This is a genomic window from Streptomyces sp. NPDC059009 (assembly GCF_042740175.1).
In the GTDB taxonomy this organism is placed as follows: Bacteria; Actinomycetota; Actinomycetes; order Streptomycetales; family Streptomycetaceae; genus Streptomyces.
On sequence record NZ_JBHYJB010000010.1, the window covers coordinates 139,204 to 152,093 of the forward strand.

Sequence of the window (12,890 nt, forward strand, 5' to 3'; positions counted from 1 at the left end):
TTCCCTGCCATGCGCAGCAGCTCATTGCGTAGCCTTTCCGAGTCGGCCAGCAGTTTGTCAATTCTGCCTTCTCCCGCCATAGGATCAGCTCCGTCTGACCGCGGCTCTGGCGTCTTCGATAGCCCGATTCGCCTCAGCGATAGCCTGCGCAGCGGTATTGATGGTGTCGACATATTCAGTGCGCACCGTTTCATTGAGCTTGCGCAATTCCTCTTCGAGGCGGTCGGCGCGCTGCGTCTCTCGGTCCAGCGCCGCGCTCATCTTCGCGTACAGAACTCGCACAGCGGCCAGCGCAAGTAAGGCCACTGCACCAACCGCGCCGTACTGGACAAGGACGCCAGTAGCCGGATCAGCTGCAATAATCAAAGGAAATACTCGATTTGATTGAAAGAAATCCATGACGGGTCATCGACCGTCGGCGCGAAACTGTGATGGTGCGCTTCTGTCCCTGTCGTACCGCCCGGCTGGCCAGCGGTCGCCGAGCCGTGTTTATGCGTCGTGGTGTTCAGGCTGTGGCTGTGATTGTTCACGCTGGTCGTACCGCCGGGCTCACCGTCGGCGGGAGAACCGTGTTTGTGTGTAGTGACCTGAATGCCGTGCGTGTGGCCGGATGCCGAGTTCGTCGAACCGCCATGGTTATGATCGTTGTTGGCAATACCGTGTGTGTGGGACCCCTCATAGGAAACGCCGCCGCCGTGGTCATGGTCGTTGTTCTCCATGCCGTGACTGTGGGCGGATTCGTCCCCGGTGTTGCCGCCGTTCGGCGCCGTGGTGCCGCCGACCATGTTGATATCGCCTGTCGTCTCTACGTCGATCTTGACGACATTGCTTCCGCCCGTGGCCGTCCTGGTGCAGAGCAGCGAACGCCGGGCGGTGGGCCGGTAGTTGGCAGGGACGTTGGCAATCAGCGTTCCGGAGCTGCGGTTCGCGGCGCCGCGCATCTGGACCTTCCAGCACCCGTGATCCCAGATGCGGCGGATCTCCACGTTGCCGTTGCTGTTGCCGTTGTGACTGAAGCCTGCGGCGAGTGACACCGTCGTCCAGCTCGACTCGCTGAACTGCCCGGCGATCTCCCCGAGGGCGACCAGGTCCGTACCCTGCTTGATGATCAGAACAGTGTCGTTGATCTCGGGCGCGTAGCTGTCGATGTAGCGGATGCCGTCGATCGTGGTCGTGGTGTCGCCACTGATCTGGACGGACAGCGTCGGCGGCGCCGACGTGGACGCGATCGCGGTAACCGTGCCCTTGCGGATCGTCGCCGGGTCGAAAGCCAAGATCTGTTGCTTGGCGATCTCCGTGGCCAGCTCGCGTATCGCGTCCAGCTGCGCAGTGTCCGCGGCTTGCTGCTCGGCCGCCTGGTCCTGCGCCGCGGCCTCTTCCGGGACTACGGGCGGTTCTTGGGGAACGGACTCGCCGGGCTCGGAGGGAGTAGACATCTACCCACCCCCCGCCGTGCGCTTCTGGCGCAAGGTCAGTGACTGTGTGCCGGAGACGTCCAGCGGGACATTGAATGCGTCCACGGCATAGAGACCGGAGACATGCGAGCGGGCGCGTACGACCTGGACGACTTGACCGGCCTCGAAGGACGGATTGACGATGCCGCTTATGGAGAGCTGCGAGCTGAAACCAAGCAGGTTCCTGAGCAGTTGATCAGCGGTGGCCTGCGCCTCGTCGACAGTCTTGATCAGCTGGTCCGTGATGAACTGCGGCACCTCGCCGTACGGCCCCAGGTGGTACGTCGCCGACGTGGGCTCTTCGTCCCACGAGACTGCTCTTACGGGCGGCAGTTCATCCCCGGGTGATTCCCCCGTCAGCACGACCCCGTTGTATCCAGGCTCGTCAGTGAAGACCCTAGACAGGTCGATCATCGTGCAGCGCTCGCCTTCGACGTACGTGAAGTCGGGCGTCGGCAAAGCGTCGATATCGGCGGGCGGCGCGATCACCACCCAGCCCTCAACATCGAAATAGATGTCACAGCCCAGGGATTGCGCCAGCTCCGTCACCGCGTCCCACGGATCATCGCCGACATCGTAGAGCCGCGGCGCCGTCGTGGTCCTGGTCGTGCTGATCGAGTCGTACGACAAGTCGGGGAAGGTGCGCGCCAGGATGCCCTTGATCGCATCTACGATGTTCGTGCCTACGGCGATCACGTACGGCGACGTGAACTTGTCGCGAGCCACAGTCCGGGACAGATCAAAGGCTTCGAGCTGAATGTCTGGGCTGCCGCCCGTGGTGTCCTGGATGGTGACCTTCGACAGCCGGAACACCCCGAGAGGCAGCACGTCTATCTCGCCCTCGGGATGCTCCGTCGTAGGTGCGTAGCGGACGCCCCGGTACGGGCGCAGCTCCGTTCCGTACGGCGTGAGCAGACTGGTCGTGTCGCTCGGGACCAGCGTCCCTAGAGGATCTACGCAGACAGCCTTACAGGTCCGCCGCACCGCGGCCGTACGGTCGCAGCTCACCTCTCCCCCGGTAGCGGGCAAACGTACCCGCTCCTGCGTCGGAGAGATCACGTCCACGTACGAGTAGACCGTGTGTGACCTGCGGATCTCGGCGAGCAGGCGAGCCGATGCACGCTGCACAGTCATCGGCTCGCCTCCGCTCGCTACGTCGGCGCCGCAACCTGGACGAAGGTGATCGTCACCTCGCGGATGGGATCAACCTTCCGCTGCCCGGTCGGCAGGATGTCGGCCTTGATATCGCCAACCGGGCGCACCCACCAGGCATGATCGACGTCGGACTGAAGGAAAAGCGTGCGGCCTGAAGTGAGCAGCACACGCAGCGGCGCATACTCCTCACGCCGAAGTATCAGCGTGAGTTCGAGCGCATCGCCCTTGAATCCCTCGCTCAGCACGATCGGGTACGCCTCTCCGAGCGGCTGATACATGACGCTCGTGCCGGTCGTGCCGACGCTGGTCACACTCCATTTGACCCGCAGCGCCAGATTCAGCGTCGGGTCTGTAATGTCCTTGAGCCACCAGTTGAGCGCGGCCAGCGAGATCTCATCACTCGCTGGCCCGTACCCGGATACGAAGCGATCACCGGCCAGACCGTAGGCAATAGTTTGCGCCCGGTATCTGCGATTGACCAGCGGCACGATCGTGTGATCCGTGTACGTGGCAATCCCGGTGAGCGAGTCATAGACGGGCGGGCTCGTGTCGAGTCCGGACAACTCTTGCCAGTCCCCATATCCGGTGCCGTCGTCGTCGGCGTACTGGATCACGGGCGCATGCCAGACGGCATGCGTCGTCCGGCCAGTCCCGTTGCGCCACACCGCCGATGACCCGAGCATGATCCCGACGCGATCGAAGTACACGAGATCCGAAACTGCGCGGTCCGTCACGGCCACTTCGCCCTTGATCCGCGTCGTCCCGTCGGGGATGTCGTACGTGCCCGCCGACTTGATCCATGTCGCGGTCCCGAAGCTATTCCCCTGAACCGTGCGGCTGCTGATCAGCTGGTTGGCCCGATAGAAATACAACGTCAAGAACGGCGTCCCGCTGGTCGACCCAAGAAACCCGCTGGTGAACGTGACCTGATTCCCGGCCAGTTCAAGAATCGCCGGATCAATAGCGGAGATATCAATAGCGTCCGGCATGGTCGCTACCGTCCGGCCAGCCACGAGAGGAACGGCCGGTTTGATGAGACCAATCCACGAGGCTGCCGAATTGAGATCCGTCCCTGAGCCCGGAGTGAACGCCCCCGTCACGCTCATGGAGCCGATCGGCACCACGCCGTTCGAATCGTAGACAGCGGTCGTCAGCCACGGATCCGCACTGCCCACCGTGACGTCTGAGCGCTCCGTCTCATTGGCTCCCGGGGCAGGCGCTGACGGCAGCGGCTTGAGAATGCCGATCCAGCTCGCGCCGCCATAGAAATTCCGGTTCAGCCACCCTGTCCGGCTATGGCTACCCGTGCCAACAGGCCCGTTGCTGTCCGCCATCATCAGCGTCGCTGTGCGATAGGACCAAGAACTAATCTGGTACTCGGCTGAGTTGTCGGCTCGCTCCGCGACCTCAGACGTACTGCCCCACGACGTGAAGTAGTCGCCGCTCGAACCGAAGGCGCACACGCGCCAGGCGCGACTATCCGTGTTCGTGACTGTGGCCGTCGTGACGCTATTGCCACTGCCGGACTGCGAGGTGTTCTCGGCAATGAACTGGTTGCTGGCCAGGTCCGCGTTCCGATACGCCGTGCACTGCACGACGATCGGTTTGACCGTCGCCGACAGCGTGCCCGTCCAGGCGGTTGGCTCGCTGCCGCCCGCGGTGCGCTTCAGTACCGCGAAGCGCAGGCTGGCCGTGCCATCGACCTCCGCGATCTGCCGGACGATCGTCCAGCCGGACGGCGCCGTCAGCGTCGCGATCACCGTGTCACTGATCGCCACCGTCGCAATCATCAGGTCGCCGGGAACGACGCCCGACGGACGGTTGATCGTATAGCTGGTCGCGTTGGACTCCATGATCCAGGCAGAGCCCTTGCCGACGTACGCGATGTCTGCCGAGCTGGTCGGCGGCGCGATGTTGGCGACCATCGAGCCGCCCGCGGCATTGTCGCTGACCGCGAAGGCGCTGATCCGCCAGGCGTTGACGTCGCTGTTGTTGATCACTGCTGACGTCAGGTACAGCGGTGTCCCGGTCGCCCGGGTGAGGACGCCTTCCGCAAGGAACTGATCAGCTGCATCAGCGGCACCAGAGTACGCGACCACCACGGCGTACCGCCGGGTGCTCGCCACGCTCAGGCTGCCGTCTGTCCAGGTGGACGGCTCACTCCCGCCCGCCGTCCGCTTCAGAACGAAGAGCGCCGTGTCCGTGGTGCCGTCGTCGATGGACGCCGTGTTGACCGCCGTCCAGCCTGCGGGCGGCGAAATCGCGCTGTGCTGGCTGGAGCTGACGAAGGCGACCAGAAGATCACCGGTCGTCGTACCCGCGGGCTTGTTCAACGTGAAATCCGTGCCGGACGTCGGACTCGTGAACGCCGTGCCGGTGGCGCGAAAGCCCACGCTCGGAGTGATCCCGGTGTACGTCAGCCGCTTCGTCAACGTGCCGTGCGCGCCCGTGCCGGTGACCGCCACGCGGCTGATCGTGCTGCCAGTGCCCGCGATCCAGTTATCCCCCACCGGATCATCACCCGTGGCAGAGAACGCACTCAGGATGTTCCGGCTCGCATGACCGCCGTCGGACCAGGGCGCCGACGCCCCGTACATCAAGCCGACGTGATCCGCGTAGTGGATCTCAGCGTTCGCGGGGCTCGCTACCTCGATCTCAACGCGCCCGTAGACGGTTGCGGCCGGGGACGTGCCCGTCGCGACGGCCTCGGTCCACGTGGCAGTGGAGTCTACGACCGAGCCAGTGAGCATGCCCGTGATAGCGGTGTACGTCTCGTCGTAGAAGCGCAACCGGATGGTGCAGGTGCGCGCGGTCACCGCGGCCCGCAGCTGCGCGCGCACCGTCACCGGAGCGTTCGGCGCAAGCTCAACGAACGGGCCCAGCACGGACATGGTCGCCCCGCTGGACGCCGCCAGCCGAAGAGAGGCCACGCCCGCGTAGTACGTCGATGTGTCCTGCGCCGCCGTGCAGTTGGTCGTCACGTACTCCGGCGCGTCCGTCAGCGTCTCGAAGTCAGCGGACTGGACGCTCAGGAGGTTCGAGCTGTCCCGGAGCGTGAGGGCCACGCACGATTCGTACGCGTCCGGCACTACGGAGATGACACCGATACCGGGGGTTCCGCTCACCGTGTTGTCGTCACCGGGCACGCCCGGTGTGGGCCCCTGAACAGTGAACTGCCGCCCGACCCACACGGATTTGGCGCCGAAGGAGCTGTACACCCGCACGTACACGGCATAGGCGTCCGCGTTAATCGACGTCGGGAGGATCTGCGAAGTAAGGTCACCGCTGACCGTGGTGGCATAGATGGGCGGCATCGTGTCCGGCGAGAAGGTCGACTCTGCCGCCTGGATCCCAGTGAAGATCTTGTACTCGGCTTTGGCCTGCGGATCGCCGTCTGCCTGCGCATACGTCCACGAGATCGTGGGCGACGGCGTGAGGACAGTGCCGGTCGGCGCCTCGACTGTGACGGTAGGACGAACCCGGTAGTTGATCTGCGCCCACACCTTGTAGACCCGAATGCAGTCGAAGACCGCGCTTACCGAGAAGCACTGGCACAGCAGCTTGTTCAGCCGGTGAATGTCCCACGGATGCCCGAGCGGATCCCGGGTGTACGTCGCCACCTCATACGTGGTCGGCGTCGTCGTCGGATAGATGGTGCGGCTCGTGAACTTCGACGTGTCGTCCAGACAAACCACATTCACCGTGATCGACCGCGACCCACTGCCCACTTTCGCGCACCGGATGTAGATGGTCACGCTCGTGATGACAGCGCCCTCGGGGACCGTGTTGATATCGACCGGGAAGCGCACACAAGCCCGCCCCTTGTGGGGCGGGTTGCGGCAGTACTTCGAGTCGTCGTCGTTGTTCCAGCAGTGGAAGAGCTTGCTCACGCCGGAGCCGACCAGGACCCAGCCCTCATTGCGAAAGTCGTCATTGCAAATATGGGCCAAGCCGGTCATTAGCTACGCCTCCCCACCCCTTGCTTAATGGCCATGGTCAGACGGGGAATGGTCTGCCGTTCAAGACGGTCGACAACTCCATGGTCAACCCGCCCACTAATAGGGATATGGACTTCCACGTGGACGTCCCGTCGGGACCCGCCTATGAGTTCGCGTAGCGGGTCGACGCGCTCGCCGCCGCGGAAGCGCACCAATTCAGGTTCATATTCACCGACGATCCCCCAGCCGGAACGGGCGCCAGGCGTACCCAGAGCATAGCCTTGCGGCATCGCTGAAGCATCCGCCTGAGCTACATTGGTGATGTTCCCATAACGCCTGGTGATGTAACGAATAGCAGCCGCGACATTCGCGACCGGGTCAAAAATGTTGCTGCTCGTGCCCGGCACGTGGTTGGCTGCAAACGTCGGCGGGATAACCTGTGCAAGGCCGCGGCTGGCCATCCCGGCGGCAGCATTACTGTCCCAGTTATTAATGGCGTTCGGGTTCCAACCGCTCTCTCGGGTGATGAGAGTGTTAAGCCCCTTCTGCCACTGCGAGAGAGTTCCCGGCGGTGGCACCCCCGCGGCCTTGAGCGCGGCGTTGATGATGCGCAGGTGGTCGCCCTTGGGGATAGCGCCGACCATCTTGCCACCGCGCCCCAGGGAGATCGGGGCAACATCTTTGTCTTTCACCCACGCCTTGACGACGTCGACCATTCTCTGAGGAATTCCGGTAGCGAGCTGCTCCATGGGCGTGTCACTGCCGGGAACGATTCCACGGATAACCGCCTTGGCTCCCTTGAGCATGGCATCCAAGGCGGGGAATAGGATTTTCGAAACGCCACCGAGGGCGAGATCCTTAAGCTTCCCCACGGCATTCTTGACAATGCCGTCTGGCACTAGGTCCGGTCCCGTATCCGGACCCCACCCCGTACCGAGGATCCCGCCTCCGCCATCAAAGCGGCCGTTCGGCCCGCCCATCACGCGGACACTGCCGGGTCCCCTCCCGAGCGCCATGGCCCTGAGCTTGGCCACCTCCTCATGACCACCCAGCGCCTTTACCTCGGCCGACGTCCAGACATGTTCACCGGGGTGGACAATGGCCGGAAATCCCTTACTAGAACCTGAGCCCGTCGGCCCGCCCTTGGCGAATGCGGGCAGCGTAAATTCGTGAAGTTCGTCAGCGTGAAATACCTTGGCGACCCTGTTCCATAGCGCCACGATTCCTTTGTTGTAAACAATATCCACAACAGCCTGGATCGGCTTACGCACCAGGTTCCTGATCGAGTCCCATGCCTTGCCGAGCGCGTCTGCCCCTTTCTTGAACGCCTCTGGGATCGTCTTCGTGAAGAAATTGTTTACTGGATTCCAGAACGTCTCACGCAGCCAGGTCGAACCGGCCGAGAAGGCCGTACGTATCGAATTCCAGAACGCGAGGGCCCCAGCGACTACGGCATTAACGGCCACCTGGAATAGTGTCCGGATAGTCGTCCATGTCGTATTCCATAGAGACAGTACATAGGTGAGGAGTGCCTGAACTCCCGCACGGATAAGATTCCATCCGGCCTGAGCAATTGCCGCCACAGAATTAACGATGGCCTGGAAGAAATTGCGTACGGCATTCCACGTAGTGTTCCAGAGATTTTGCAGCGCAGAAAGAAATACCTGAAACGATGCGCGGAATGCATTCCAGGCAGCCATTGCAATAGCCTGTATAGCGAGCCAAAGGGCCCGGAATGCCGCTACAAAAACTCCGACCCAGGCATTGAAGATCGCCAGAATAGTATTGACGAATGCCTGCCATGCGGCCTTGATCAAATTCCATATAGCCAGCGCGGCATCCTTGATCGCCGTCCAGGCTTTACCCCAATGACCTGTGAAAATAGCAGTGAAGGTAAGAAAAATCGCCGTGACTACTTTCCACAGCGCATCCCAGCCAGCGCGTACGACATTCCATATTCCAGTGGCGAGTGCAACAATAACGTTCCAGGCACCGGCGAATATGGCCCGGAATGTCGCATAGAATACATTCCAGATTCCGGTGATCGTCGTCCAGAGAACGGACCAGGCACCCGTGAATATGGACCAGGCTATTCGGGCGGCACCAGTAAGCCACGTCCAGCCAATTTGCCATGAACCAGACAGCAGCGCCCAGCCGATGTGATAAATGGCGAGAACAGTCGTCCACAGCAAGTCCCATGCGGCAGTCAGCAGGCCCCATGCAGCCTTAGCGTTGGCTACCGCGCCATTCCAGGCAGCAGTGAATATCGGTCCGAAGTTGCCCCAGAAGACCCCCCATGCAACAGACGCACCCTGCCACAGGGCCGCCCATGCAATGCTCAGAAAATTCCATACATTCTGAGCGGCGAGCTTCAGTTCGGGCCATACTTGATTCCATGACTGAACAATGGGATCAATAAATCCGTGCCAGGCAGTGAGCAGTCCGCCCCATATTGAATTCCAAGTCGACGAGAGCCAGGAAGTGAATGCGGACCAACCAGTTTTCAGTGCGCTCCACACAACCTGTGCGGCGACTTGCATTGCCTCCCATATCTGCTTCCAGTGCAGGCCGATCAGAACGAGAATGCCGATCGGCCCCATGAGCAGAAGGAGGAACTGACCCCATCCGTCCGAGAGAAATCCCCAGATCGTCACGGCAGTCGTCTTGATCCAGTTCCACACAAAATCCCATGTGGCCTTGATCGCACCCCATACCGTGTCCCAGTTCTTGACCAGGAAATAGATAGCGGCAGCCAATGCCGCAAGCGCTGCAACGACCCCGAGCACCGTAAGGGCGGCCCCCGCCATAAGGAGCAAAAATGGCGATGTAGCCGTTGCGAGAATGACGCTCGCTGCCGCTGCCGCCGTGCAGTAGAGGGCGTACGCCTCTAGTGCAAGGTTCCACCCGAGCCACGCATATGTTATAGCTGTGATCAGCTCAGGGCTCAGCAGCGTCAGAAGATCCGTCAGTACGCCGACAATAGTGATCGACGCTTCGGACGTATCCTCCATCGATCCGGCGACATTGCCCAGAATGACGATGAGGCTCTTGAATATGTCCTTCAGCGCTGGAGCGTTGTCGACGACCTTGTTAATGAAGCGCTCAAAACCCCCGCCCTCTGCCCAGCCCCTGAGGGTCTCTGCGCCGTCGGCAAGCTTCCTGACGATCTGATCACCAAGAGGCAGAAAGTCGCGGAATCCTTTTCCCAGGACGGCGAGGACATCGCGGCCCGTCTCGATGAAATTGTGCAGCGCCGGTACACCGTGCTTCTCCACGGCCGTGATAAACCGGTCCAGGCCGGGGCCATCAAGCCACCCGGCGAAATCTTTGGCGAGGTTCGTGATCAAGGGGCTGACGGCCTTGACCACAGGTATCAGCTTGTCGAAGTTCCGGCCTATCGCGTTGAGGACAATGGACGTCGGCGTGAGCGTGTCCTTCGCCGTCGCCTTGATGAAGCTGGACCATCCGCTCTTCATCGCAGAGACAGAGGCGATGTATTTTTGCTGAGCCGGACTAAGGCCCTGAATAACGGTCCTGAGATTCTTCTCTGCCTCGTGAACCTTCTTCAGCTGTTCTGCGTATGCCTTCGTCCCCGGGGTGAGCCCCGACAGAACAGCCTTCTGCCGGTCAAGCTGCTGCTGCGCCGCCTTGGTCGCGCTATTCGTGGAGGCAATCGCACCGGCCAGGGCGCCACCGAAAATCCCTGCCGCAGCACCTGCGGCCGTCGTGGCCGCGGCCAGCCCACCGGCCAGCGCTCCGACGGCAGAGGCAGCGGGAAGCAGCGCAGGCCCCAGCCCAAGAGCCAAGGACGACATTATTTTGAGCTGGGAATTGAAGGGAGTCAGGATGCTGTGCAGCGTCTTGGTGCTGCTGCCGAATGAATTGATGTCGCGGCGGGCCCGCCGCATTCCAGCGCCGTCATAGCTGGACGTAATGACAAAGGACAGTGACGTAATGGTGGCCACGGTTCACCACCTATTCAGTTGTCACCCTCCTCATCTGAGGAGTCCTCAGCGCACAGCTCATGAGGGCGCGGGAAATGCTTGGGCTCCGGCGCAGGATTCTTCTTATGCTTTTTATCCGTGAAGTGCGCGGCGCCGATCATGCGATTCTGCGTCTGCATCTGCTCGTGCAGACTCGCTAGCGCCTCAGCCAGATAGGCGTCATCAAGCGGTCCGGTGAGCTGCTCATATGCCTGCCATTCGGCCAGCTCTCGGGAGTCGATGCGCTCCAGCAGCTCACGGACCGTCATGCCCAGAGCGCGAGCTAGTCGAAAGTAGCGGGCGCGCTCGGGGCGTCGCCGAAACCCTCGGTCAATTCCTCCACGTCGGCGGCACTGAAGCCGTTCATACGCTGGCAAGCGTCGAAGAGACGACCGAGAGCTGCCGCTGACTTCCGGCCCAGCGCATCGATGTCCGGCGGGCTGAACATTCGCTCCCCCGTGTCCGTGACCACGCAGCGAGCTATGAGCCTGGCCCGGAAGTTCGCCAGGTTGGTCTTCTGCTTGCCCCCTCGGGTGTCAATCATGGACTGCTCGAAGCTGTCGCGCTCCGCGCCGGTCAGCATCCGAAGCCGGACAGATCCGCCCCATTCGGGAACATCAACATCCTCTGTCTTGAGGTCATCAACCTTCAAGATCTGGTCACGGGAAAGGAGCATGAGGTACCTCTCGGTCGCGGGTGGATAATCACGGGTGGACACATCCTGGAATTGGGGTAGCATCCGGTCATGGTTCAGAAGATGGTGACGATTTACACGGATGACCTCACCGGCAAGGAATCCGACGAGATCCACACTCACGTGTTCTCGCTGGACGGGGTGACGTACGAAATTGATCTCACGCCGGATAGCTATGACCGGCTATACGACGCACTCGCCCCGTTCATCGATAACGGCCGGAAGCAGGGCCGGGGCCGGGGACGCAGTGCCCGCAAGTCCGATCCCGGCGCCCCCAGCGCGGAGGACATGAGGGCGTGGGCCAAGGGCAACGGCTTTGAGGTGAACGACCGGGGCCGTGTCCCCGCCGCAATCCGCGAGGCGTACGAGAAGGCCCACTAGTCCGCACGACCCGAACAGCCCCCGGCGAAACGGCGCCGGGGGCTTCGTCATGCGCGCGGCCGACCGGGACACCCGCGGGCCCCGGTCGGCCCGCACCGATCAGCCGCGACCGGCCGCGGCGATCGTCTCTGCAGCACCGTCCAGGACCTCGCGAAGACTCCGCTGGATTTCGGGACGATGCTCCGCGAAGGTCTCCCGGAACCAAGATCCGCCCGTGTCCTGGTGGACCCAGACGCGATCCCGGCCGGGCATGGCGAAAACGGGGTGCCGCCAGCCCGACGGGTCGTCCAGGTACAGGGGAAGGTTCCGCTCCTGGGGGTCGGCCATCGACGTCGTCACCCGGAGGATCGGGCTGCGGCTCGTACGGGCCTGGATCGCTACGCCACGCGCCACCCGGCGCCTCAGACCGGTATGCGCCGCCCCGTGGGTCGGGATGCTCCGTACGCGCCTCTTGGCATCGGCGACGGCGGGGCGCACTGAGCGTTCGAGGCCCTTGCGCAGCTTTCCGGGCAGGGACCGGTCCACCTCGCGCAGCGCAATGGACACGCGCCGGAATTCCTCGCCTAGGTGAACATTGACGCCATTGGAACGGGCCATCAGCTGGTCGCCCTGGTGATGCCGGTCCGCTGCGCCGGGAACGTGACCTCGGTTTCCGAAAGGTCGCCGACGTCTCCGGAAAGCGGCTGATACTCAAGGAGAATACAGGTCGCCGTGTACTTGGGGTTCGTTGCCGACGCAGCGGCGGCCGTGGGCCGCACCTCGACAATGAATTCCGTCTCGTTGTTCCACAGCGGGAAAAGGGTCGAGTCGACCTCTGCCGCCGCAAAATCTTGCTGGAAGTTTATGACGAAATTATCGTCTTTGAGGCCCGCGACGCGCTCACGACCGGAGCCGCTGAAATTCGTGGTCTCGATCTCATCCTTAGAAAGATTGACTTCCACCGATGAGCAGTGGTCGGAGAAATCAACCCCGTTGACGATGATGGCGCAATCGCGCAGCACAAGCTTGGCCATCGCTAGCTCACTTCCTTCTTTGCGGCCAGCGATGGCCGGGGAGATTCAGTGGCAGGCACCACGTGCCCTGCCTCGATAAGCGCCCGCTCCTGGGCATCAGTAAGGGCGAGCGTCACCCGCTCACCCTTCGTCTTTCCGCCTACGGCCTTCGGTCCAATGACCTCGTATTCGCGCTCGGTCGGCTCTTCCCTCGGGATACGCAAAGACCGCCTCGGCGGATCTGCCGGGCGGTCTTGAACGGGAAGGGGGTCCGGGCGGCTCTGCGCCCGCGG

10 protein-coding genes are annotated in these 12,890 nt (G+C 62.5%); 1 reads left to right on the plus strand and 9 read right to left on the minus strand.

Annotation, left to right across the window (positions count from 1 at the left end):
- Positions 1-84: 84 nt before the first annotated feature.
- From ACFWYM_RS12620 to ACFWYM_RS12650, 7 genes are read right to left on the minus strand one after another with little or no spacing between them, the layout of a single operon-like run.
- Positions 85-399 (minus strand): hypothetical protein, encoded by a 315-nt coding sequence (locus ACFWYM_RS12620; RefSeq protein WP_384834326.1) that lies wholly within the window; start codon positions 397-399, stop codon positions 85-87.
- Positions 363-1,436, minus strand: a complete 1,074-nt coding sequence (locus ACFWYM_RS12625) for a hypothetical protein (protein ID WP_384834329.1) — start codon at positions 1,434-1,436, stop codon at positions 363-365. Before ACFWYM_RS12625 ends, ACFWYM_RS12620 begins: the two co-directional genes overlap by 37 nt.
- Positions 1,437-2,588 carry a DUF5047 domain-containing protein gene (locus tag ACFWYM_RS12630; RefSeq protein ID WP_384834332.1) on the minus strand — a complete coding sequence of 384 codons (1,152 nt, stop codon included), beginning with the start codon at positions 2,586-2,588 and terminating at the stop codon, positions 1,437-1,439.
- 17 nt (positions 2,589-2,605) lie between these two features.
- Entirely contained in the window at positions 2,606-6,568 is a 3,963-nt protein-coding gene (locus ACFWYM_RS12635) for a hypothetical protein (RefSeq protein ID WP_384834335.1), read from the minus strand.
- Positions 6,568-10,512: a transglycosylase SLT domain-containing protein gene (locus ACFWYM_RS12640; RefSeq protein ID WP_384834338.1), complete on the minus strand. Its 3,945-nt coding sequence runs from the start codon at positions 10,510-10,512 to the stop codon at positions 6,568-6,570. Before ACFWYM_RS12640 ends, ACFWYM_RS12635 begins: the two co-directional genes overlap by 1 nt.
- A gap of 14 nt (positions 10,513-10,526) precedes the next feature.
- On the minus strand, positions 10,527-10,799 hold the full coding sequence (locus ACFWYM_RS12645) for a hypothetical protein (protein WP_384834341.1): 273 nt from the start codon (positions 10,797-10,799) through the stop codon (positions 10,527-10,529).
- A gap of 14 nt (positions 10,800-10,813) precedes the next feature.
- Positions 10,814-11,206 carry a hypothetical protein gene (locus ACFWYM_RS12650; RefSeq protein ID WP_384834344.1) on the minus strand — a complete coding sequence of 131 codons (393 nt, stop codon included), beginning with the start codon at positions 11,204-11,206 and terminating at the stop codon, positions 10,814-10,816.
- A 69-nt stretch (positions 11,207-11,275) separates the two neighbouring features.
- Between ACFWYM_RS12650 and ACFWYM_RS12655 the strand changes: the two genes are divergently transcribed.
- Positions 11,276-11,605 carry an Lsr2 family protein gene (locus tag ACFWYM_RS12655; RefSeq protein WP_384834346.1) on the plus strand — a complete coding sequence of 110 codons (330 nt, stop codon included), beginning with the start codon at positions 11,276-11,278 and terminating at the stop codon, positions 11,603-11,605.
- 99 nt (positions 11,606-11,704) lie between these two features.
- Here the strand turns inward: ACFWYM_RS12655 and ACFWYM_RS12660 are convergent, their stop codons facing one another.
- Complete coding sequence (locus tag ACFWYM_RS12660) at positions 11,705-12,202, minus strand: hypothetical protein (protein ID WP_384834349.1); 498 nt, start codon at positions 12,200-12,202, stop codon at positions 11,705-11,707.
- Positions 12,202-12,618, minus strand: coding sequence for a hypothetical protein (locus ACFWYM_RS12665; RefSeq protein WP_384834352.1), 417 nt, complete (start codon positions 12,616-12,618; stop codon positions 12,202-12,204). The genes ACFWYM_RS12660 and ACFWYM_RS12665 overlap by 1 nt, the downstream gene beginning before the upstream one ends.
- Positions 12,619-12,890: the final 272 nt, after the last annotated feature.